Source organism: Arthrobacter sp. TMS2-4 (assembly GCF_054511075.1).
On the sequence record NZ_JBTNDI010000016.1, the window covers coordinates 18653 to 40638 of the forward strand.

The following is a 21986-nucleotide window of genomic DNA, read 5'->3' on the forward strand; positions in this document are numbered from 1 at the left end:
CGTCTCGTCACGTGACGGGGCGCAGCGCGGACAGCACGACGACGACGTCGGGTCCGTACCTGGCATCCATGAGCGCTTGGAAGGACCCGTCGTCGTACACCACGGTGACCACGGCGAAACCGCGGTCGACGCTCCCGCTGACCGGGTAATCGCCGAAGCCGACAAAGATGTCCTGCAGGATCCGCTCGAGCTCCTGCGGGTTGCCGGAGCCCTGCCGGTTGGCCAGGGGGTCCTCAAAGGGCATGGCGTCATAGAGTGACAGTGGTATCGGCACCGTCGTGGGCGTGAATGCTATGCCGTCCCAGGTCCCGGTGACCGCGTACGTACCCCAGGTGACACCCGACGCCGTCTCCCTCTGCTGCGCCAAGTCCCAATTCCACCCTACGAGGGCCGGTCCGGTGCACTGCGGCGGATAGGACTCCTGCACCCCGCCGAGGCAGAACCGAGGCAACGCTTCACCGTCCTGGAGGACAGTGCCCTGGCCCCTTACTTCACCCTCCGCCGCAGGAGGGACGAATCCAGAAGGGCTCGTGTCAGGATCGGCGTCGGGTGAGGCTGCCGGCCCAGCGGCGGGAAAGCCGCTGGGTGCCTCCAGCGGCTCGTTCCCCGGATCCGCAGGAGTGGCGCATGCAGCGACGAAGGTCGTCGTGAGGAGCGCGATTCCCAATCGTGTAGACCATCTCATTCCCCCATGATCAGCCGGAACCATGCGGGACACTACTGTTCCGCGGGGATCAGCACCGAATCGCAACAGGCGGGCGCCGCACAGATCGTGCAATCACGACCTTCGTTCTTCAGACCTCGCCTGTGACCTGAGATCAACAGGACCACGAATGGTCTGTTGAGGCAGTACTCTCCGAGAAGCACCGACTTTGGGCGCTCATAGCGAGGTTGTAGCAGTATCTCGGCGGGCGCTAGGTCTGTTCACCGATCCGGCGTTCAAGACGCTCAAGGTCGGCTGCGACGATGTCGATGTCTCGAGCGAACTCGTCGTCGTCGAGCTCTCTTTGGCGAACCGTGAAGACCACCTCGGCGCCCTCCGGATGAGACACCACGCGGACCGGGTTCGTCACCACCGTTCCGGACGGCAACGTCACGTCGTGGTCGAGGACACCGAAGTGATTTCGTTCTACGAAACGAACCGACACGCTGCCCATCGGCGACTCCACGAGGAGTGTGTCGCCGTCGCGAATCACGTCGGTCTGAGCGAGACCGACCGCCCACTGTGGAAGGTTCGCGACATTCGACGCGTAGTCGTACACGACATCGGGCGCCGCGGCGATCACTCGACTCACATGATGGCTCCGCATGGCGGCATCATGCCATACCGCGGTCGGCAATCAAGCGCGGCCGCCCTTCACGGTGCATCTTCCCGTGAGTATGTGCACAGGAATTCTCCTACGCGCATCGGCTTTGAGGTTGCGCTCCCTGACCACACCGAGTCTGCCGACATGACGTTGTCACCGTGGCCAGTCCGCACGGACAGCGGCTCGTATCGACCCCGATAATGTCGGTGGTGGTTGGGAGAATTCAGTATGGACAGCAGCCGGAACGCTCCTCCCGAAGTGGTCACCGTCAGCGGTGGTTCTGCGGGGCCGGGTGCGGTTCCGGCCGGTCAGGTGAGGGTTGGCTGTGTGCGGGAGCTGATCGACGCGATGGGCTCCCTGCCCATGTCGGCGGATGATGCTTCATTGATCGATGAGCTGCGTGCCCTGGAGGAGTTGAAGTCCGCGATCGCGGGCCGGCAGGCGCGGGCTGCGGTGGCGTTCGATCTGGTCCGGCGCCAAGCGCAGGCGCAGGCTGGTGTCCCGGCCGTTGAGCGGGGGCGTGGGGTGGCCGCGCAGATCGCCCTCGCCCGCCGCGAGTCCCCAGCACGCGGTGGCCGGCTCCTCGGCCTGGCCCGGGCACTGGTCACGGAAATGCCCCACACAATGGCAGCCCTGGAGGCGGGACGGTTGAATGAGTGGCGGGCGACCCTCATGGTCCGGGAGACGGCGTGCCTGTCAGCGGCGGACCGGTGCGCGGTCGACGACGAGGTGGCAGTGGATGCGGGGACGTTCGACGGCGCCGGGGACCGGGCACTGGTCGCCGCGGTGCGGGCGGCGGCGTATCGCCGGGATCCGCGGTCGGTGACCGAGCGGGCGCGCCGGGCGGCGGCGGACCGGCATGTGAGTCTGCGCCCGGCCCCGGACACCATGACGTACCTGACCGCCCTGCTCCCGGTCGCGCAGGGGGTGGCGGTGCACGCGGAGCTCACCCGGCACGCCGACATGGAGCGCGCTAAAGGTGATACCCGGAGCCGGGGCCAGTTGATGGCCGACGCCCTCGTGGAGCGGACCACCGGGACCCCGGGTGGGTTCTCCCGCATCGAGGTGCAGCTGATCATGACCGACCGGACCCTGTTCCAGGGCGAGAGCGAACCGGCCCGACTGCCGGGCTACGGGATCGTCCCCGCCGGCTGGGCCCGAGACCTCCTCACCCAGAAGAACGCAGGGCCCCCCGGACAGCAGGCCGGGCAGCCGGCAGGGCACCGGGCGGAGCACGCACCCGGTCAGCCCACCGGGCGGCCCGGACAGGGTGCAGGACACATGTCGGGGAGCGAAGCCAATCCCGCAGCCGATCCCGCAGCCGCGCAAGCGTTTCAGGTCTGGCTCCGGCGCCTCTACACCGCCCCCGGGACCGGGGAGCTGATCGCCGCCGACTCCCGGGCCCGGCTCTTCACCACCGGGCAGTGCCGCTTCCTCCAGGCCCGGGACCACCTCTGCCGCACCCCGTACTGCGACGCCCCGATCCGGCACTACGACCACATCATCCCCTGGCACACCAACGGACCCACGAGTCTGTCCAACGGGGCAGGGCTGTGCGAGGCGTGCAACCACACCAAGGAACTCCCCGGCTGGACAACCACAGCACCACCCAGCAGCCTCAATCCCGACCCCGACAGCAGCCCCAATGCCGGTGCCGGCCCCGGATCCGGGGCAAGGCACGCCCTCGCCATCAGCACGCCCACCGGCCACACCTACCACTCCACCGCACCACCCCTCCCCGGCAACGGACCGAACGGGAGGGACCACGAGCAGTCGGCCGGCAGCCGCGCCCACCCAACGCACCCGCCCACATCTCCGAGCCACGCGCCGGACCACGCGTCAGAGGATCAGGGCACACCCGCGTATCCCTCCGCGCGACGGAGCCGACGCGCCGAACTGCTCTACGCCTGACCTCCCGGCAGATCGACGTGACCTACCGGTGCGAACGACTGCGCAACCCGCCACCAACCTGTCGACGAGCAGGACTCAGGGAACGAGAAGCACTTTGCCCGTGGTGCGCCGGGCCTGGAGGTCCTCATGCGCGCGGGCGGCGTCGGCGAGCGCGTATCGGGCGCCGATGCGGACGTCGAGCTGGCCGGCCGCGACAGCGCCGAAAAGCTCTTCCGACCGCCAGCGGCGCTCCTCGGCAGAGAGCAGATGATGCGCGAGCGTCGGTCGGGTCACGAAGAGCGAGCCACCGCTGTTGAGGCGCTGCAGGTCCAGCGGGGGCACAGCGCCTGACGCCGCGCCGAACAGCACGAGGGTGCCGCGGATCCGCAGCGAGCGCAGCGAATCGTCGAACGTCGCCCGGCCCACGCCGTCGAACACGACGTCCACCCCGACCCCCTCCGTCAGGGTCTTCACGGCGTCGGCGAATCCCTCATAGCGGAGCACCTCGTCGGCGCCGGCGACACGTGCGAGCTCCTCCTTCTCCGGCGTCGACACCGTGGTGATCACCCGGGCGCCCTTGGCCTTGAGCAACTGGATGAGCAGCAGCCCCACGCCGCCCGCACCTGCATGGACGAGCACCACGTGCTCGGGCCGGACCGGGAAGGTGGAGTTGATCAGGTAGTGAGCGGTCATGCCCTGCAGGGGGAGCGCGGCCGCGGTCTCCAGCTCCACGCCGTCGGGGACCGGCAGCGCCCGCTCCGCATCCACGACGGCGTACTCCGCGTAGGTCCCCGTCCCCTCCGCGAACGCGACACGGTCGCCGACGGCGAAGCCCGTCACATCCTCGCCGAGCATCTCCACGGTTCCGGCCGCCTCGGCTCCGGGGGTGAACGGGTGGTCGACGGCGTACGCTCCGCTGCGCTGGTACGTCTCGATGAAGTTCACCCCGGCTGCGGCGACCCTCACCAGTAGCTGGCCCGGGCCGGCGGTGGGGCGGTCGACGGTCTCGAGGGTGAGGACGTCCGGACCGCCCGGTGCGGTGACGACGATGGCTGACGGCATGGTGGTTCCTTTCGGTGGCGTTCCCTCATGCTATTCGGCGGCGAGTCCGAGTGAACCCAGGTGAGGACTCAGCCTAGGGCTGGCGACACCAGGAAGGGTGCAAGCAGGCACCCAATCAATGCCAGGACGATGACAACTCCCAGCAGGATTTGCTCCCGCTGAGCTGCGGTCGCGTCAGGCAGCGTGAGCGGCGGGCGGGCCCGGAACTCCCAGTCGATCGCCTCGAGTTCGGGCGAGGCGCCCCCATCCTCTTCCGCGCCGGCCATCAGACCGGCAGGGCCACGGGCACCCCCTCCGATACCGTCCTTTGGTGCTCCGACTAAGCGATGTGCCTCGAGCAGGTGCAGGCCCTGCAGGAGGGCGAGCACGGCTTCCAGTGGTTGGTTCGTCAGGTAGCTGTGGCTGGTCCAGGACACCTTCGCCCGCTCGAGCGGAAAGCCGAGGACGACTTCCTGATCATCTCGGCGCACAACGAAGGCCACCCGGTGGGCCGACCGGCCACCCGTGGTGGAAGGCTCGTCTGGTGCGGTGATCCTCCGGATGTGCATCCAGTGGAACGCCGCCGCGGTCCTTGGGCGGGTTCCTGCTCCGAGGAGCACGACTCCATCGCGTTCCGCCACCCACGTGACCAGCCGAGGAAGGCCCGCATGCCGGGAGCGGGTGAACATGTCCGGGCGCACCTGACGCAGTGCTGCCAGGAACTGCGCATCCCGGCGCCCTTGAAGGACCGTGTGGTTGCTCATTGCGCGTGCCGACCGGAAGAAGGCCTCCGCGCGAGCGTCGAGCAGGAGGGCCAGGGCGATCGCCGCGGTCATTCCCAGCAAGGCCGCGAGGACGACGGCACTGAATGCCGCACCCTGCGACGCCACCACTGCTGAGGACCAGAAGAACATCACGCCGACGACGGCACCGCCCGCAGTGAGCGCTGTTCGATGGCCCCTTGTCCGCATGGCCCAGCCCCTGCGGGTCAGCCGCTGTTCGAACTCTTCACCGGCGGTTCTGGGGGCGCCGGAGAACCTGGACACGACGAACGCCGATCGCGCCTCGTCCTTCTTGCCCGCAGACTCAGGTGGACGACGTCGGCCATCCCCGTCGACGGGTCCCCACGAGGCGAAAGGGGCGCTGATCGCGGGCAGGGTGTGCCGCAGCTTCACGAGTTCAGTCCGCAAGCGGGTGCTGTCGATATCGGTGGGTGAGATCCCGAAAGTGTTCAATCGCCCGCGTGCGGCCAGGACGACGAATTTCTCGGAGCTGGGCCGCCTCCTCAGGAGGTACGCCGCGAGACGGGCACTCATGAAGTGACAGGCGTCGAGCGCGTCTGCATACGCGTCGATCCCGGAGTAGCCCATGGACGGGGTGATATGGGCCGAGGTCCTGTGCAGCTGCACGGGCGCCAGGGACGCCGCGATATCCAGCAGCAGAAACACGTTCTCCACCCCGTACTCGAGGAAGCCCGATTCGGCGAGACTCGCGTCCGCAGGCAACCCCAGTGCGTCCTTGACGCCCCTCACGCACCGGTCGAACATCGTGTCGCCGTGGGCGATCCGGATTTCCCGGAAGACCAGGGTGTCCAGCACATCGTTCCGCAGGACGGGAACAGGAGTCCTTGGGTGGTAGCGGGAGGCGGGCACCGCGGCTGCATAATGACGTCCAAGGAAAGCAGCGAGGCCTACAGTGCCCCAGCCGGGTCGGGGTGTGGAGATCATGCTGTCGGGTCGAGCCAGTTCGTTCTCCAGCTCGCGCAGCGTGCGGAGGTCAAGCTCCCCGAGGAACGTCAAGGCATACTCGAGCTCCTGGTGCCCTTTCGCGCTGTCCGCGGCGTCAGCACGAGCCGTTGCACCCAGCCGTTCCACCATGGCTGCGCGCTCACCCTGATCGTTCCCGTCCATGCGAGCCTCGTCCCCCACTGAAACCGATATTCACCCCATGTGGTCTGCACGGCAGATGCTACTGGGCCCGGGCACCGAGACACGGTGACGCGCCGTCGACACACCCGGGATGCCCGCCGTCGACGAAGTACTGTTCGCAAACAGGACCGAATCCATTGCCGAACGTCAGGAATGCTCACCATGACTGCACCCCTCGTCTACCTCAGCTTTCCCGGGACCGCCCGGGAGGCCCTGGGCTTCTACGCTGATGTCTTCGGGGGCGAGCTGACCTTGCACTCCTACGAGGCGTTCGGCCGCACCGACGGCCCGCCCGAGGCCGTCGCCCACGGCGTACTCGACGGCGTCGTCGCCCTCGCAGGATCCGATGCGGCAGCAGGAGAGCCGACCGTCCGGTTCGAGGGCCTCATGCTGTCGCTGCTGGGCACCGCCGATCCCGAGGTCCTCCACACCTGGTTCGACAGGCTGTGCGAGGGCGGATCGCGGATCGACCCGCTGACCTCGAAGCCCTGGGGCGCCTCGGACGGCCAGGTCACCGACCGCCACGGCCTCCGCTGGCTCATCGGCTACGAACCCCAGACCCAGAGCTGAGCAACCGACCGCCACGAGAGGACGACCCATGCCGCAATTCGCCATTCTCATCTACGCCGACGACTCCCTGCATGCGCTGGATGCAGCAGCGGCGGAACTCGAGGAGAACGACCAGCATGCCCGGGACCTCTCAGCCGCCGGAACCATGTCACTGGCCTACGCCCTGACTCCCCGTGCCCAGGCGGTGTCCATCCGACGGGATGGCACCGAGGCGGGTCCCTTCGTGCAGGCCGACCAGTTCGTCGCCGGCTTCTATGTCGTAGATGCCCCGGACCTCGATGCCGCCGTCGCGGTCGCACGCCTGAACCCGGCGGTCCGCACCAGCACGGGCGGGGTCGAGGTCCGCCCCGTCCACAGCGGAGGCGTCACGGCTGGAGGCCCGGGTAGTCCACTGGACAAGAGTGCATAACTATGTGCGGGCGTGCATGATGATGTTGTAGGCTGGCGTCATGACGTTCACCGCAGCCGTGTCCGGCGCAAGTGGCTATGCCGGGGGAGAGATCCTGCGCCTCCTCGCCAACCATCCCGACGTCGAGGTCGGCGCGATCACGGCCCACAGCAATGCCGGAGCACGCCTCGGCGACGTCCAGCCCCACCTGCACTCCCTCGCCGATCGGGTGCTGCAGGAGACGACCCCCGAGGTACTCACCGGGCACGACGTCGTGTTCCTCGCCCTGCCGCACGGCGCCAGCGCCGAGGTCGCTGCCCAGCTTCCGGCGGACACGCTCGTGATCGACGCCGGAGCCGACCACCGGCTGCAGGACCCGGCGGCGTGGACGAAGTTCTACGGCTCGGCCCATGCCGGCACCTGGCCCTACGGACTGCCCGAACTGCCCGGCCATCGGGCAGGCCTCACCGGAGCACGCCGCATCGCCGTCCCGGGCTGCTACCCGACGAGTGTCCTCCTCGCCCTCACCCCTGGCTTCGCCGCAGGACTCCTCGAGCCCGACGACGTCGTCGTCGTCTCCGCGTCCGGCACCTCCGGGGCGGGCAAGGCGGTGAAACCCAACCTCCTCGGATCCGAGGTGATGGGCGGCATGAGCCCCTACGGCGTCGGCGGCGGGCACCGCCACACCCCGGAGATGGAGCAGGGCCTGAGCCGCGCGGCCGGCACGCGTGTCTCCCTGTCGTTCACGCCCACCCTCGCCCCCATGGCACGGGGGATCCTGACCACCGCGACCGCCCGGGTCACGCCCGGCACCGGGTACGCACAGCTGCGGCAGGCATGGGAGGACGCCTATGCGGCCGAGCCCTTCGTGCGGGTGCTGCCCGAGGGCCAGTGGCCCACCACCAAGGCGGTGCTCGGGTCGAACTACGCGAACCTCCAGCTCGCTTTCGACGACCACGCCGGCCGGGTGATCGTCAGCTGCGTCATCGACAACCTCACCAAGGGGACCGCCGGTGGCGCCGTCCAGTCCATGAACATCGCCCTCGGCCTCGACGAGACCGCGGGCCTAACCATCCAGGGAGTCGCACCGTGAGCATCACCTACCCGGGCGGGTTCCGCGCTGCGGGCGTCGCCGCCGGCCTCAAGAGCACCGGCAAGCCCGACGTCGCGCTCGTCGTCAACGACGGACCGCTGCACAACGCGGCCGCCGTCTTCACCTCCAACCGCGTCGCGGCCGCGCCCGTGCACTGGTCCCGGCAGGTCGTCTCGGACGGCCGGGTCGACGCCGTGGTCCTGAACTCCGGCGGCGCCAACGCCTGCACCGGCCCCGAGGGCTTCCAGAACACCCACCGCACCGCCGAGGTCACCGCCAAGCTCCTCGGCGTCTCCGCAACGGACGTCGTCGTCTGCTCCACCGGTCTGATCGGCGAACAACTCCCGATGGAACGGCTGCTCGCCGGGGTCACCGACGCCGCCGGTTCGCTGGGCAGGGGCGGCGGGCCGACCGCAGCCGAGGCGATCATGACCACGGACACCGTGGCCAAGGAGGCCCGCTACCCTGCGACGGCCGACGCCGCGAGCGAGGGCTACGCGATCGGCGGCATGGCCAAGGGCGCCGGGATGCTGGCCCCGGGCCTCGCGACGATGCTCGTGGTCCTCACCACGGACGCCGCCCTCGACGCCCGAGCCCTGGATGCCGCCCTGCGGGAGGCGACCCGCGTGAGCTTCGACCGCACCGATGCGGACGGCTGCATGTCCACCAACGACACCGTGGTGCTGCTGGCCTCCGGGTCCGCCGGTGTCGCGCCCGACCAGGCTCAGTTCACCGCAGCCCTCACGCAGGTCTGCCTCGACCTCGCCGCGCAACTCATCGAGGATGCCGAGGGGGCGAGCCACACCATCGCCGTCACCACGGTGAACGCCGCCACGGAGCGCGATGCCGAGGTGGTCAGCCGCGCCGTCGCCCGCTCCAACCTGTTCAAGACCGCGATCTTCGGCAATGACCCCAACTGGGGGCGCGTCCTCGCGGCAGTCGGCACCACAGACGCCGTGTTCGAGCCGGACGCCCTGAACGTCTCGATGAACGGCGTGCAGATCTGCCGGAACGGCGGGATCGGGGACTCGCGCGACCTCGTGGACCTCACGTACCGGAACGTGACCGTCGAGATCGATCTCGCCGCCGGATCCGCGACTGCCACCATCTGGACCAACGACCTCACGCACGAGTACGTGCACGAGAACTCCGCCTACTCGAGCTGACGGGAGACGCCATGACGAAGAGTGACACGACCCCGACGGCGACGCCCTCGGCCTCGACCCTGAGAGCCCAGGACAAGGCCGCCACACTGGTGGAGGCGCTGCCGTGGATCCAGCGGTTCGCGGGCACCACGATGGTCATCAAGTACGGCGGCAACGCCATGGTGAACGAGGAGATGCGCCGGGCCTTCGCCGAGGACGTCGTCTTCCTGCACCACGTGGGCATCCGGCCCGTCGTCGTGCACGGCGGCGGCCCGCAGATCAACGCGATGCTCGCCAAACTCGGCATCGAGTCGGAGTTCAGGGGCGGCCTCCGCGTGACGACCCCCGAGGCCATGGACGTGGTGCGGATGGTCCTCACCGGCCAGGTGGGCCGCGAGCTCGTGGGCCTCATCAACTCCCATGGCCCCTACGCCGTCGGCCTGTCCGGCGAGGACGGCGGCCTGCTCCGCGCGGTACGCACCGGAACCGTCGTCGACGGCGAGAACGTCGACCTCGGGCTCGTCGGGGACGTGACCGAGGTCCATCCCGGCGCCATCCTCGACCTCCTCCAGGCCGGGCGCATCCCGGTGATCTCCACCGTCGCCCCGGAGTACGACGCCGACGGCGAGGCCGTGCAGCAGGTGCTCAATGTGAACGCCGACTCCGCAGCGGCCGCGCTGGCGGCAGCCCTCGGAGCCTCGAAGCTCGTGATCCTCACGGACGTCGAGGGGCTCTACGCGGAGTGGCCGGACCGCAGCTCCCTCATCTCCTCCCTGACCGCGGGCGAGCTCCGCGCGCTCTTGCCCGGCCTCGAATCGGGCATGATCCCGAAGATGGCCGCATGCCTGCAGGCCGTGGAGGCCGGAGTGGAGCGTGCGCACATCGTCGACGGCCGGTTGGCCCATTCGATGCTGCTCGAGACGTTCACCACCGCGGGCATCGGCACGCAGGTGGTCCCCGACGACGCGACGGCCCTGGACGAGGCAACTCCGGGAGGGGCGGCATGAGCGACACCGCGATCACCGGGACCGCGGATCTGCTCACGGGCGGGGCATCCGGCGCCGACTGGCTGACCCGCTACACCTCCTCGCTCATGGGCGTCTTCGGGACGCCGCAGCGCGTCCTGGTGCGCGGCGCCGGCTGTGTCGTGTGGGACGCCGATGGCGGGCAGTACCTCGACCTCCTCGGCGGCATCGCGGTCAACGCCCTCGGCCACGCGCACCCCTTCGTCACCTCCGTCGTCGCCGGCCAGCTCGCGACCCTCGGCCACATCTCCAACTTCTTCACGAGCCCCACCCAGGTGGCGCTCGCGGAGAAGCTCCTGACCCTCGCCGCGGCACCCGCCGGGTCCCGCGTGTTCTTCACCAACTCCGGGGCCGAGGCCCTCGAGGCCGCGGTCAAGCTCGCGCGCCGCAACAGCACGCCGGAGCGGCAGCGCATCCTCGCTCTGGACGGCGCCTTCCACGGCCGCACCATGGGGGCCCTCGCACTGACGTCCAAGAAGGCCTACCGCGAACCGTTCGAGCCACTACCGGCCGGCGTCGAGCACATTCCCTTCGACGACATCGGGGCCCTCCGCGCTGCCATGGACGACTCCGTGGCAGCACTGGTGATCGAACCCATTCAGGGCGAGGCCGGCGTCCGGCCGCTCTCGCCCGGGTATCTGCAGGCTGCGCGGGAGCTGACCCGCGAGCACGGTGCGCTGCTCATCCTCGACGAGGTCCAGTCAGGCGTCGCCCGGACGGGACGATGGTTCGCCCACCAGTGGGTCGACGGCGTGGTCCCGGACGCCATGACGCTCGCCAAGGGCCTCGGCGGTGGCTTCCCGATCGGGGCGCTCGTGACGTTCGGAGACGACGTCTCCTCCCTGATCGGCGCGGGCCAGCACGGCAGCACGTTCGGGGGGAACCCCGTGGCCACCGCGGCGGGCCTCGCCACCCTGCACGTCCTGGAGACGACGGGCGCACTGAAGCACGCGTCCGACGTCGGCGCCCTTCTCGCCACGCGCCTGGCCGCTACCGAGGGGGTCACCGCCGTGCGGGGACAGGGCCTGCTCATCGGGTTCGACGTCGACGGCGGGTACGCGCCGGCGGCGGTCCAGGCGGCCCTCGACGCCGGGTTCATCATCAACGCGACAGGGCCCTCGACCCTCCGGCTCGCTCCACCGCTCATCCTCACCGCCGAGCAGGCCGCGACGTTCCTGGACGCACTGCCCGCCATCCTCACCACCGCACGCACCGTCCACGCCGACAGCCGGGAGGCAACCCCATGACGCGCCACTTCCTCGTCGACACGGATCTCTCGCCCGCCGAGCAGGCCGAGGTCCTGGACCTCGCCGCCGAACTCAAGGCGAAGCCCTACGGCCACGCGCCGTTCGCGGGGGAAGGCGCGGGCCGCAAGACGGTCGCCGTGATCTTCGACAAGACGTCCACCCGCACCCGGGTGTCCTTCGCCGCCGGAATCGCCGACCTCGGCGGGGTACCGCTGATCATCGGGGCCGGGGACTCGCAGCTCGGTCACAAGGAGTCGATCACCGACACTGCCAAGGTCCTCGACCGCATGGTCGCGACGATCGTCTGGCGCACCTACGCCCAGGCCGGACTCGAGGAGATGGCCGCGGCGTCCAGCGTCCCCGTCATCAACGCCCTCTCGGACGACTACCACCCGTGCCAGCTGCTCGCGGACCTGCTCACCATCCGTGAGCACAAAGGCACGCTCGCCGGGCTCACCCTCACGTACCTGGGGGACAGCGCCAACAACATGGCCAACTCCTACCTCCTCGCCGGGGTCACGGCCGGCATGCACGTCCGGATCGCCGGGCCCGAGGGTCACCTGCCCGACCCGGCGATCGTGGCCGCCGCCGAGGAACGGGCCGCCGGGACCGGCGGGTCCGTCCTCGTGACCACCGACTCGGCCGTCGCGCTCGCCGGGGCCGACGTCGTCGCCACCGACACCTGGGTGTCCATGGGCCAGGAGGACGAGAAGGCCGCCCGGCAGGAGCTGTTCCGCACCTACGCCGTGGACGCCGCAGCGATGGCGCAGGCCGCACCGGACGCCGTCGTCCTCCATTGCCTTCCCGCCTACCGCGGCTACGAGATCGCGGCCGACGTCATCGACGGCCCCCAGTCGCTCGTGTGGGACGAGGCCGAGAACCGGCTGCACGCCCAGAAGGCCCTCATGACGTGGCTCGTGCAGCAGTCGGCCCGGCCCGGCGGGCAGGGGAGCGGCTCATGACCATGCAGCGCGACTCCGCCCGCCTCACCACGAAGACCGCGCGGCAGGCCCGCATCACCGACCTCCTGACGGCCCAATCGGTGCGCTCGCAGGTGGAGCTGGCCACCCTCCTCGCCGCCGACGGCGTGCAGGTCAACCAGGGCACGCTCTCACGGGACCTCGTGGAGCTCGGTGTCGTGCGCGTCCGCGGAGCCGACGGCGCACTCATCTACGCGGTGCCCGTCGAGGGCGGCGGCCGGCACGCCCGCAGCGGCGTGTCCCAGGAGATCCTCGACGCCCGGCTCGCGAAGCTGTGCAACGAGCTGCTGGTGACGGCCGAGGCCTCCGGGAACATCGTCATCCTGCGGACGCCGCCGGGAGCCGCGAACTTCCTCGCCCTGGCCATCGACCACTCGGTGATGCCTTCCATCCTCGGCACCATCGCCGGGGACGACACCGTGATGCTCGTCAGCCGCGATCCCGACGGCGGTGCGGCGGTCGCCGATCGGTTCCTCGGACTCGCCCGGGAACCGCAGGGATCCGCCGACCCGTCCTGACCCCGTCGTGACGCCCGGCCCCTGCGGCGCCTGCGGCATGACACCCTGAACACCTGACACCCCCGGGCGCACCGCCCGGACAATAGAAGGAGCACCTCCCGTGACCGAACGCATCGTCCTCGCCTACTCCGGCGGACTCGACACCTCCGTCGCCATCGGCTGGATCGCCGAAGCCACCGGGGCCGAGGTGATCGCCGTGGCCGTCGACGTCGGACAGGGCGGTGAATCCCTCGAGACCATCCGGCAGCGCGCCCTCGGCTGCGGCGCCGTCGAAGCCTACGTGGCCGACGCCCGTGAGGAGTTCGCGACCGAGTACTGCATGCCCGCACTGAAGACGAACGCCCTCTACATGGACGCGTACCCCCTCGTCTCCGCGCTCTCCCGGCCCGTGATCGTCAAGCACCTCGTCGCCGCCGCGCGCGAGTTCGGTGCCACGACCGTGTCCCACGGCTGCACCGGCAAGGGCAACGACCAGGTGCGCTTCGAGGTGGGGATCCAGACCCTCGGCCCCGACCTGAAGTGCATCGCCCCCGTCCGCGACCTCGCCCTCACGCGCGACAAGGCCATCGCCTTCGCCGAGGAGAAGGGCCTGCCGATCGAGACCACCAAGAAGAACCCGTTCTCCATCGACCAGAACGTCTGGGGCCGCGCCGTCGAGACCGGATTCCTCGAGGACATCTGGAACGGACCCACCAAGGACGTCTACGACTACACCGCATCGCCCGAGTTCCCGCCCGCCGCGGACGAAGTCGTCATCTCCTTCAAGGAGGGCATCCCCGTGGCCATCGACGGCAACGCGGTCACGCCGCTGCAGGCCATCGAGGAGCTCAACCGCCGGGCCGGCGCCCAGGGCATCGGCCGCATCGACATCGTCGAGGACCGCCTGGTCGGCATCAAGAGCCGCGAGATCTACGAGGCCCCGGGGGCCATGGCCCTCATCGCCGCGCACCGCGAGCTCGAGAACGTCACGATCGAACGCGAGCAGGCCCGCTTCAAGAAGACCGTCGATCAGCGCTGGACCGAACTGGTGTACGACGGCCAGTGGTTCTCCCCGCTGAAGCGCTCGCTGGACACCTTCGTCGACGACACGCAGAAGTACGTCACCGGCGACATCCGCATGGACCTGCACGGCGGCCGTGCCACCGTGACCGGCCGCCGTTCCGACGTCGCGCTCTACGACTTCAACCTCGCGACCTACGATTCCGGGGACACCTTCGACCAGTCGATGGCGCGCGGCTTCATCGAGATCTTCGGCCTGTCCTCCAAGGTGGCCTCGAGCCGGGACCAGCGGGCGGGCGCCTGATGGCGCCAGAGCACCAGGGGACGAACGAGGGCTCGCTGTGGGGCGGCCGGTTCTCCGGCGGCCCGGCCGACGCCCTCGCCGCCCTCAGCAAGTCGACGCACTTCGACTGGCGGCTGGCGGTCTACGACATCGAGGGCTCACGCGCCCACGCCCGCGTCCTCCAGCGCGCAGGCCTGCTCGACGACGACGAACTCGCCGGGATGATCGACGCCCTCGACCACCTCGACGCCGACGTGCGGTCCGGCGCCTATACGCCGGCGCAGAGCGACGAGGACGTGCACGGGTCGCTGGAACGCGGCCTCATCGAGCGCGCCGGACCGGCACTCGGTGGGAAGCTGCGCGCGGGCCGGTCCCGCAACGACCAGGTGGCAACCCTCGGGCGCATGTACCTCCGGGATCACGCCCGGATCATCGCCCGCGGCGTCCTCGCCACGATCGGCGCCCTCGTGGACCAGGCCGAGGCGCACCTCGAGGTTCCCATGCCGGGGCGCACGCACCTGCAGCATGCGCAGCCGGTCCTGCTGAGCCACCACCTGCTGGCCCACGCGTGGGCCCTGCTGCGGGACGTGCAGCGCCTGCAGGACTGGGATCGTCGTGCCGGGATCTCACCCTACGGGTCGGGCGCCCTCGCGGGGTCCTCGCTGGGCCTCGATCCGGAGTCCGTCGCCGCGGATCTCGGCTTCCACTCCGCGACGCACAACTCGATCGACGGGACGGCAGCACGCGACGTGTACGCGGAGTTCGCCTGGGTCGCGGCGATGATCGGGGTGGACCTCTCCCGTGTGAGTGAGGAGATCATCATCTGGGCCACGAAGGAGTTCTCCTTCGTCACGCTCGACGATGCCTTCTCCACCGGCTCGTCGATCATGCCGCAGAAGAAGAACCCCGACGTCGCCGAACTCGCCCGCGGCAAGGCCGGGCGCCTCATCGGCGACCTGACGGGACTGCTCGCCACGCTCAAGGGACTGCCCCTGGCCTACAACCGCGACCTGCAGGAGGACAAGGAGCCGGTGTTCGACGCCGTCGACACCCTCGAGGTCCTGCTGCCCGCGGTGTCCGGCATGATCGCCACGCTCGTGTTCGACACGGAGCGACTCGCCTCCCTCGCACCCCAGGGGTTCGCACTGGCGACCGACATCGCCGAGTGGCTCGTCCGGCAGGGTGTGCCGTTCCGGGAGGCGCACGAGCTCTCCGGTGCGGCCGTCCGGATCGCCGAGCAGCGAGGCGTGGAGCTGTGGGACCTGACGGACGACGAGTTCGCGGGGATCTCCGCGCACCTGACGCCGGCGGTACGTGAGGTGCTCACGGTCGAGGGATCACTGGCCAGCCGTGACGCGCAGGGCGGGACGGCCCCGGCCGCAGTCCGCCGCCAGCTCACCGCGCTGCGAACCGAGGTCGACGGCGTCCAGGCATACGGCGCCGGCTGACCGTCGACGTCTCACCACCGCGCGGCTCCTCATGGGGGCCGCGCTGCGGTCCCTCGACACTTTCGCCGGGCGGCTCGCCGGGCTGGTCCACGACACGCGTAGGGGCCGGTTCGTCAGAGCCGGCCCCTACGCGTGTGCTATCCGATCGTGCTACGCCTTGACGGCGCGGTGGCGGCCGCGACCCGCGAGGACCACGCCGGCACCGAGGGTCAGAAGGCCGGCACCGAGGCCCCCGGCAACCACCAGGCCGTCGTCGGTTCCGGTGTAGGCAAGCTGCCCTGGGGTCTCAGCGCGGTCGCCGGCAGCGGCCACCAGACCTGTACGGCTGCCGGTGTCGCCCTCGGCCCCGCTGCCATTGCTATCGAGCTCACAGCCGATACCGTCCCCGTCCCGGTCGAGTGCGGAACGGAAGCCTTCCTCACCCAGGAGGATGGAACGGCCCAGTACGTCCCGAACCTCGGTGCAGTTCTCGTAGGAGACACCCGCCGCTGCATGGTCGAGCACGGGGAGAACGTTGTCGGGGGTGTCCACGACGACGACGGGCGTGACGGGCACGTCCACTGTCACGACGACCTCTACCTCGACGGGTGCCTTGTCGGCAGGGACCCCTTCGGCAGGAGTCTCCGCGACGGGACCGTCCTCGGCGGGGGTCTCCTCTTCGGGAACCTCGACAGGTACCTCTTCGGCCGGGATCTCCTCCACGGGATGTTCGGGAGTCGGCTGCTCCGGCACCTCGGGGGTTTCCGGAACAGGTACTGCGGGATTCTCCGGTGCCTCAGGCGTTTCCGGTACCTCGGGGGTTTCCGGGGTCGGGGTTTCCGGGCCAGGGACCGAGGGTGTTTCCGGTACCTCGGGGGTCTCCGGGGTCGGGTTCTCGGGTACCTCGGGGGTGACCGGTACCTCGGGGGTCGGGGTTTCGGGTACTTCCGGGGTTACCGGTACCTCCGGGACAGGTGTCGGGGGAGTCTCCGGAACCTCGGGGGTTTCCGGAACGGGAGTGACGACGACCGGCGCGGGAACCAGCGTGTAGGAGTAGTGGGAGATGTCCTTCCCGCTGGTGTGACTGATCGGCACCTCGGCCAGGGGGGTGGGCAGCTCGACGATCTCGGGACCTTCGCCCTGGTTCGAGGAACCGGCCTTGACGCAATAGCTCGCGATGAGCTGACCCTCCGGGGCGGTGATGGTGAGCGTGCTGTGTGCCCCGGTGACGTCCACCTTGCCGCTCGTGCCTTCGCCGCAGACCTGCTCGACGGGTTCGTTCACACCGCCTGTCGCGAACGCCGGGGCGGCGGAGAACGTGCTGAGACCGGCAGTGACGGCGAGGGCGAGAAGCCCAGTGCGCTTGTTCATAGTTACCTGTTGTTCCTGTTTGTGGAGTTCGGGTATGGACTTGCGCGCAGGTCGCCCCAGCGGAAGCAGCCCATGATCATCGAGGGCTGCGGGAATACGTTTCGCTTTCCTCATCCATGTCCGGCGAAGTGGTAGTGACATATCGCTGCGCCCTGTGGAACGTGGTCATCGAATGCCAGATCCGAGACGCAGCGAATGCTGCAATTACCTTCCGGAAGAATGCAGAAGGCGCGGTCCCCTCGCGCAAAGTATTCAGTAGTACATCGATCAATCTATGAATACGGGGAGTAATACACACGAGCAGTACCTACGTGTTTTTTGCGAAAGTGGCAGGGGAAGACGAGTAATCACTACTAATTGCCCGGTCAATAACTACTCGAGAAACGAGTGCAAACTACGCATGGAAAATTGCATTCCACTGCAGCGTTTACGCTCCACCCGGTGGTGACAACCGATGGCGGTGACGGGAGCTCGTCCTCAGGTATCGGTGATGATCGCGTCGATGGCGGAGACCAGGGCCGCTTCGCTGATCCGGATGTCCATGAAGACCGTGGCGCTGATCATTCCGTCGACCATCCCGACGATCAGGGCGGACTTCTCCTCCGGGCGCGTGGCACCGATGGATCGCAGGGCGTCCGCACCCCAGGCGATCAGTCGCAGCCGGCCCTCGGCAAGGGCTGTCCCGGATGAGGGCGTGTCGGACGCATGGACCAGAAGTGCCTGCCGAGCCCGCGCATACTCCCGCCCGGTTGTCCGGGATGCCGAGACGAAGCGGGCCAGGGCTGTCGCCAGGTCCTTCGCGTTCTGCGGGTTCTCGTTCCGGAGCCGTCCCAGCCCGCGATAATCGGCTTGCACCAGGAAGTCGACAACACCGCCCACAAGAGCTTCCTGCGTCCGGTACAGGTTGGACGTCGAGCCGAGCGGCACGCCCGCTGTGCGGTCCACGGCACGGTGTGTCAGGGCACGCGGCCCGCCCGCGGCGAGCAGGGACACCGCAGCGGTGCAGAGTGATTCTCGACGGTCCATCCCATGAAACTACGCCTGTTGTGGAGAAACTACAGACGTAGTACGGTCACGGCATGACGACAGCGACAGTGGTGGGAGCGGGGATCGCAGGACTCACGATGGCGGTCGGCCTGCACCGCGCGGGGTGGTCGGTGCAGGTGCTGGAGCAGGAGACGGAGGTGCGTACGTCCGGTACCGCGGTCCTCCTGCACCGGGCGACGGTGAGGGAACTCCGAACCTTCGGGCTAGGCCCCGGTATCGATGCCCAGGCAGCCCTCCTCACCGGCCTTCGGCTTCGCACGCGTCGTGGTCTGCCCATCGCACCGTCGTGGCCCACCGCCGGCTCCGTCCTGATCGAACGGTCGGACCTCATCGGTTTTCTCCGGGGCGCACTCCCGGATGCCGCCCTCGCTCTCGGTCACCCCCTGATGGCACACGACCTTCCCGTCGCCTGCGTCGAGACCGATCTGGTCATAGGAGCCGACGGCGTCCACAGCGCCCTGCGCCGCCGCCTGTTCGGTCCCGCATTCAGCGCGACCGCTACAGGCACCACCGTGTGGCGCGGAACGGCGGAGGTGCCGGCGTCGGGCCTGACCGAGTACTGGGGTCGACGTCGCCGCTTCGGTATCAGCAGCCGACCGGGCGGAGGGACGAACTGGTATGCGACAGCAACCCTGCCACCCACATGGCTCGCGTCATCACCACCGGCCCCCGAGGAGCTTCGGAGTCTGTTCGGGCATTGGAACGGGGCGGTCGCCGCGACCATCGCACGCATCAACGAGGGGAGCATCCTGCGGCACGAGATCCACCATCTGGCGCGGAGGCTGCCACGGTATTACCACGGCACTGTGGCCCTCATCGGAGACGCAGCCCATGGCATGACGCCCGACCTCGGGCGCGGCGCCAATGAGGCGATCCTCGATGCGATGTCCCTGGTGCACAATCTCGACGCGCATGACAGCCTCGACCGCGCACTGGCCGCCTATGACACGTCCCGGCGCCGGGACAGCCAACGGGTCGCGACCGGATCCCTGGCCGTGCACACCCTCCTTCACGGCACGCCGCGGCGACCGCCTGCGTTGGTGCGCCCACATCACGCCGGGCCATGATCCGGTGCAGCGGGGACGACGTCCCGCCGGACGCGCTACGCCCGTCGCGAAGTGCTTTGACACCGACCTCCTCCCGGCGCATCGTGTGAGCATGCAGCCCACCGTCCCGCGTGCCACGCTCCGGGAATTCTTCCCCTACCTGCGGGGGCATGTGCGCGTCCTCGTCCTGGTCGCTGTCGTCTCCCTCGTCTCCACGGGCCTCTCGATCGCTCAGCCGCTCATGGTGCAGCAGCTCGTCAACGCCGTCTCCGCGAGCCGCCCCGCCACCGTCTTCGTCTGGCTCCTCGTCGTCGTCACCCTTCTCGGGGCCGTCTTCGGGGCGGCGCAGTCCTACCTCCTGCAGCGGACCGCGGAGTCCGTGGTCCTCGGTGTGCGCCGGTCCCTCGTGGGTCAGCTGCTCGCGCTGCCCGTGCGCGAGTTCGATCGCCGGCGGGTCGGTGACCTCATGTCGCGGGTCGGCTCCGACACGACGCTGATGCGCAGCGTCATCACGTCCGGCCTGTTCGAGATCGTCTCGTCGGTCCTCATGTTCTGCGCCGCCGTCGTCCTCATGGTCCTCATCGACCCCCTGCTGTTCGGCATCACGCTGTCCGCCGTCCTGGCAGGCGTCGGCGGCGTCGTGTTCCTCGGGCGCCTCATCCGCAAGCGCAGCCGCGACGTGCAGGACGCCGTCGGCTCCATGACCGCCGCCGTCGAGCGGGGTCTCTCCGGCATCCGCACCATCAAGGCGTCCGTCGCCGAGGAGCGCGAGGCCGCGGTGATCGACGTCGAGGCGACCACCGCGTACAACGCCGGCATCGCCATGGCCCGCCTGCAAGCCGCCGTCCAGCCGATCATGTCGATCTGTGTCCAGGGTGCGTTCATCGTGGTCCTCGCCGTCGGTGGGATCCGGGTGGCCGCGGGCGAACTGCTGCTCGGCGACCTCATCGCCTTCATCCTGTACCTGTTCCTGCTCGTGATGCCCATCGGGTCGGCCATGAGCGCGTTCGTGCAGATCCAGTCCGGCCTCGCAGCGCTGGACCGCATCCAGGAGATCGCCCGGCTGGAACCCGAACGGGCGGACGAGGAACACAGGGAACGCTCCGCGCCCGCGGCACCGTCCTCGAGCCGGGCACCCTCCCGCGGCAGCAGCATCGAACTGCGCGATGTCAGCTTCCGCTACGACGACGACGACGACGTCGAGATGGGCGCCGCGGACAGGTCACCGACGTCGGCGGATGAGCCGGGACCACCCGTGTCTCCCGTGTCTCCCGTGTCTCCCGTGTCTCCCGTGTCTCCCGTGTCTCCCGTGTCTCCCGTGTCTCCCGTGTCATCCGTATCGCCCGTGGCTGGCCCATCGGCGGGGCACGGAACGGACCGCGCGGGCCTGCCGGTCCTCGACGGCGTCAGCTTCAGCGTCCCCGCGGGCAGCAGGACGGCCCTCGTGGGGCCTTCGGGCGCCGGGAAGTCCACGGTGCTGGCCCTGCTGGAGCGGTTCTACGAACCGACGGCGGGCAGCATCCTTCTCGACGGCATCGCCCTGCCGGCGATCCCGCGCTCCGACCTGCGCTCGCGCATCGGCCTCGTGGAGCAGGAAGCCCCCGTCCTCAGCGGCACCCTGGCCGACAACCTCCGGCTGGCCGCTCCGCACGCCACCGACGACCAGCTGCGTCGCGTCCTCGCGGCCGTTGGCCTCGACGTGCTGGGCGACCGCTCGGACGACGGACTGGAGCTCAACCTGGGCGAGGACGGGATCCGGCTCTCGGGCGGCCAGCGGCAGCGCCTGGCATGGGCCCGGGTGATCCTCGCCGATCGTCCCGTCCTGCTGATGGACGAGCCGACGTCGGCCGTCGATTCACGGACCGAGCAGCTGCTCCAGCAGACGCTGGGAGAGGCGTCGCGGAACCGCACCGTCGTCGTCGTGGCCCACCGCCTGTCCACCGTGGCGGACTTCGACCAGATCGTGGTGCTCGACCAGGGGAGGGTCTCGGCCGTCGGCACGCACGACGAACTCCTTGGAGCCAGTGACCTCTACCGCGACATGGCGGCCCGGCAGCGGCTGGTCGCCCACGCCTGAGACCCGGCGGATCAGCCGGCGGGCATCCGGCCGGCCTCCCGGTCGAGGAGCCGCTGCTTGACCGGCAGCCCCCAGCGGAAGCCGCCCAGGGAGCCGTCCGTCCTGATGACCCGGTGGCAGGGGACGAAGAGCGCGGCCGCGTTCTTCGCACACGCTCCGGCCGCGGCGCGGACCGCCGAGGGGTTGCCGGCCCGGGCGGCGTACTCGAGATAGGTGACCGGTGCGCCGGGAGTGATGGTGCGCAGGACGTCCCAGGCGTGGGCGCGGAACGGTCCCGAGACCTGGCGCACCCGCACCGCCGTGATGGCATCGACGTCGCCGTCGTAGTAGCGGGCCACCGCATCGAGGATCGGCTGGACGACGGACGCCGCAGGGTCGAAGCGGGCGGCCAGGAGGCTCGGGTGGATCTGCCCGGTCAGGTCTTCCGGGAGGGAGGTCCAGCCGGACGAGAGGACCGCTCCCTCCGCCTCGATGATCGTGAACGGCCCGTCGGGTGTGTCGACGGTCTGCGTGGTGGCGCCCTTGAGGGCGGCTGGTGGGGCGAGGGTGGCGCTCATGGCGGGGGCATCCGTTCGGTGGGTCGGTCCAGGGTACGCGAGGAGGT

Annotated in this window: 20 protein-coding genes; 13 read left to right on the plus strand and 7 right to left on the minus strand. The window is 69.6% G+C overall.

Translation table 11 applies throughout. The annotated features are described in order from the left end of the window. Positions 1-7: 7 nt before the first annotated feature. Together ACX80F_RS15475 and ACX80F_RS15480 are read right to left on the minus strand one after the other, a co-directional pair. Positions 8-367: a hypothetical protein gene (locus tag ACX80F_RS15475; protein ID WP_459337288.1), complete on the minus strand. Its 360-nt coding sequence runs from the start codon at positions 365-367 to the stop codon at positions 8-10. Between the two features lie 547 nt (positions 368-914). Further along, complete coding sequence (locus ACX80F_RS15480; protein WP_459337289.1) at positions 915-1310, minus strand: SRPBCC family protein; 396 nt, start codon at positions 1308-1310, stop codon at positions 915-917. Positions 1311-1535: 225 nt separating this feature from the next. Here ACX80F_RS15480 and ACX80F_RS15485 point away from each other — a divergent pair, with 225 nt between their 5' ends. Then, positions 1536-3218, plus strand: coding sequence for an HNH endonuclease (locus tag ACX80F_RS15485; RefSeq protein ID WP_459337290.1), 1683 nt, complete (start codon positions 1536-1538; stop codon positions 3216-3218). A 75-nt stretch (positions 3219-3293) separates the two neighbouring features. On the opposite strand, the gene ACX80F_RS15490 is transcribed toward ACX80F_RS15485, so the two are convergent. Then, a complete protein-coding gene (locus ACX80F_RS15490; RefSeq protein ID WP_459337291.1) occupies positions 3294-4259 on the minus strand; it encodes a quinone oxidoreductase family protein in 966 nt (321 codons plus the stop codon). A gap of 68 nt (positions 4260-4327) precedes the next feature. Next, on the minus strand, positions 4328-6148 hold the full coding sequence (locus ACX80F_RS15495; protein ID WP_459337292.1) for a hypothetical protein: 1821 nt from the start codon (positions 6146-6148) through the stop codon (positions 4328-4330). 180 nt (positions 6149-6328) lie between these two features. Here ACX80F_RS15495 and ACX80F_RS15500 point away from each other — a divergent pair, with 180 nt between their 5' ends. The 10 genes from ACX80F_RS15500 (at position 6329) to argH (ending at position 15862) form a co-directional block, all read left to right on the plus strand. Beyond that, positions 6329-6736, plus strand: coding sequence for a VOC family protein (locus tag ACX80F_RS15500; RefSeq protein ID WP_459337293.1), 408 nt, complete (start codon positions 6329-6331; stop codon positions 6734-6736). 28 nt (positions 6737-6764) lie between these two features. Further along, positions 6765-7145, plus strand: coding sequence for a YciI family protein (locus tag ACX80F_RS15505; protein ID WP_459337294.1), 381 nt, complete (start codon positions 6765-6767; stop codon positions 7143-7145). A 40-nt stretch (positions 7146-7185) separates the two neighbouring features. Continuing rightward, a complete protein-coding gene (gene argC / locus ACX80F_RS15510; RefSeq protein ID WP_459337295.1) occupies positions 7186-8217 on the plus strand; it encodes an N-acetyl-gamma-glutamyl-phosphate reductase in 1032 nt (343 codons plus the stop codon). Continuing rightward, positions 8214-9383, plus strand: a complete 1170-nt coding sequence (gene argJ, locus ACX80F_RS15515; protein WP_459337296.1) for a bifunctional glutamate N-acetyltransferase/amino-acid acetyltransferase ArgJ — start codon at positions 8214-8216, stop codon at positions 9381-9383. Before argC ends, argJ begins: the two co-directional genes overlap by 4 nt. 11 nt (positions 9384-9394) lie before the next feature. Beyond that, positions 9395-10369 (plus strand): acetylglutamate kinase, encoded by a 975-nt coding sequence (argB, locus tag ACX80F_RS15520; protein ID WP_459337297.1) that lies wholly within the window; start codon positions 9395-9397, stop codon positions 10367-10369. Further along, entirely contained in the window at positions 10366-11634 is a 1269-nt protein-coding gene (locus ACX80F_RS15525) for an acetylornithine transaminase (RefSeq protein WP_459337298.1), read from the plus strand. Before argB ends, ACX80F_RS15525 begins: the two co-directional genes overlap by 4 nt. After that, the gene (gene argF, locus ACX80F_RS15530) at positions 11631-12596 is read left to right on the plus strand and encodes an ornithine carbamoyltransferase (protein WP_459337299.1); all 966 of its coding nucleotides are present in this window, start codon (positions 11631-11633) and stop codon (positions 12594-12596) included. Before ACX80F_RS15525 ends, argF begins: the two co-directional genes overlap by 4 nt. Next, entirely contained in the window at positions 12593-13132 is a 540-nt protein-coding gene (locus ACX80F_RS15535; RefSeq protein ID WP_459337300.1) for an arginine repressor, read from the plus strand. Before argF ends, ACX80F_RS15535 begins: the two co-directional genes overlap by 4 nt. A 100-nt stretch (positions 13133-13232) precedes the next feature. Next, positions 13233-14435, plus strand: coding sequence for an argininosuccinate synthase (locus ACX80F_RS15540; protein ID WP_434992613.1), 1203 nt, complete (start codon positions 13233-13235; stop codon positions 14433-14435). Next, complete coding sequence (gene argH / locus ACX80F_RS15545) at positions 14435-15862, plus strand: argininosuccinate lyase (protein ID WP_459337301.1); 1428 nt, start codon at positions 14435-14437, stop codon at positions 15860-15862. The genes ACX80F_RS15540 and argH overlap by 1 nt, the downstream gene beginning before the upstream one ends. Before the next feature lie 150 nt (positions 15863-16012). On the opposite strand, the gene ACX80F_RS15550 is transcribed toward argH, so the two are convergent. Next, positions 16013-17212 carry an excalibur calcium-binding domain-containing protein gene (locus ACX80F_RS15550; RefSeq protein WP_459337302.1) on the minus strand — a complete coding sequence of 400 codons (1200 nt, stop codon included), beginning with the start codon at positions 17210-17212 and terminating at the stop codon, positions 16013-16015. A gap of 477 nt (positions 17213-17689) precedes the next feature. Continuing rightward, positions 17690-18238, minus strand: coding sequence for a TetR/AcrR family transcriptional regulator (locus tag ACX80F_RS15555; RefSeq protein WP_459337303.1), 549 nt, complete (start codon positions 18236-18238; stop codon positions 17690-17692). 53 nt (positions 18239-18291) lie between these two features. Between ACX80F_RS15555 and ACX80F_RS15560 the strand changes: the two genes are divergently transcribed. Together ACX80F_RS15560 and ACX80F_RS15565 are read left to right on the plus strand one after the other, a co-directional pair. Beyond that, positions 18292-19326, plus strand: a complete 1035-nt coding sequence (locus tag ACX80F_RS15560) for an FAD-dependent monooxygenase (protein WP_459337304.1) — start codon at positions 18292-18294, stop codon at positions 19324-19326. Positions 19327-19417: 91 nt separating this feature from the next. After that, positions 19418-21382, plus strand: a complete 1965-nt coding sequence (locus ACX80F_RS15565; protein ID WP_459337305.1) for an ABC transporter ATP-binding protein — start codon at positions 19418-19420, stop codon at positions 21380-21382. An 11-nt stretch (positions 21383-21393) separates the two neighbouring features. Here the strand turns inward: ACX80F_RS15565 and ACX80F_RS15570 are convergent, their stop codons facing one another. Then, the gene (locus ACX80F_RS15570) at positions 21394-21939 is read right to left on the minus strand and encodes a methylated-DNA--[protein]-cysteine S-methyltransferase (protein WP_459337306.1); all 546 of its coding nucleotides are present in this window, start codon (positions 21937-21939) and stop codon (positions 21394-21396) included. Positions 21940-21986 lie beyond the last annotated feature (47 nt).

Bases quoted from the DNA above. Each gene is read 5' to 3' on its own strand.
- ACX80F_RS15555 (WP_459337303.1), bottom strand. From the start codon at position 18,238: ATGGACCGTCGAGAATCACTCTGCACCGCTGCGGTGTCCCTGCTCGCC.
- ACX80F_RS15485 (WP_459337290.1), top strand. From the start codon at position 1,536: ATGGACAGCAGCCGGAACGCTCCTCCCGAAGTGGTCACCGTCAGCGGT.
- ACX80F_RS15550 (WP_459337302.1), bottom strand. From the start codon at position 17,212: ATGAACAAGCGCACTGGGCTTCTCGCCCTCGCCGTCACTGCCGGTCTC.
- ACX80F_RS15505 (WP_459337294.1), top strand. From the start codon at position 6,765: ATGCCGCAATTCGCCATTCTCATCTACGCCGACGACTCCCTGCATGCG.
- ACX80F_RS15560 (WP_459337304.1), top strand. From the start codon at position 18,292: ATGACGACAGCGACAGTGGTGGGAGCGGGGATCGCAGGACTCACGATG.
- argH (WP_459337301.1), top strand. From the start codon at position 14,435: ATGGCGCCAGAGCACCAGGGGACGAACGAGGGCTCGCTGTGGGGCGGC.
- ACX80F_RS15490 (WP_459337291.1), bottom strand. From the start codon at position 4,259: ATGCCGTCAGCCATCGTCGTCACCGCACCGGGCGGTCCGGACGTCCTC.
- ACX80F_RS15565 (WP_459337305.1), top strand. From the start codon at position 19,418: ATGCAGCCCACCGTCCCGCGTGCCACGCTCCGGGAATTCTTCCCCTAC.
- argB (WP_459337297.1), top strand. From the start codon at position 9,395: ATGACGAAGAGTGACACGACCCCGACGGCGACGCCCTCGGCCTCGACC.
- ACX80F_RS15500 (WP_459337293.1), top strand. From the start codon at position 6,329: ATGACTGCACCCCTCGTCTACCTCAGCTTTCCCGGGACCGCCCGGGAG.
- ACX80F_RS15525 (WP_459337298.1), top strand. From the start codon at position 10,366: ATGAGCGACACCGCGATCACCGGGACCGCGGATCTGCTCACGGGCGGG.
- argC (WP_459337295.1), top strand. From the start codon at position 7,186: ATGACGTTCACCGCAGCCGTGTCCGGCGCAAGTGGCTATGCCGGGGGA.
- ACX80F_RS15570 (WP_459337306.1), bottom strand. From the start codon at position 21,939: ATGAGCGCCACCCTCGCCCCACCAGCCGCCCTCAAGGGCGCCACCACG.
- argF (WP_459337299.1), top strand. From the start codon at position 11,631: ATGACGCGCCACTTCCTCGTCGACACGGATCTCTCGCCCGCCGAGCAG.
- ACX80F_RS15480 (WP_459337289.1), bottom strand. From the start codon at position 1,310: ATGCGGAGCCATCATGTGAGTCGAGTGATCGCCGCGGCGCCCGATGTC.
- ACX80F_RS15535 (WP_459337300.1), top strand. From the start codon at position 12,593: ATGACCATGCAGCGCGACTCCGCCCGCCTCACCACGAAGACCGCGCGG.
- ACX80F_RS15495 (WP_459337292.1), bottom strand. From the start codon at position 6,148: ATGGACGGGAACGATCAGGGTGAGCGCGCAGCCATGGTGGAACGGCTG.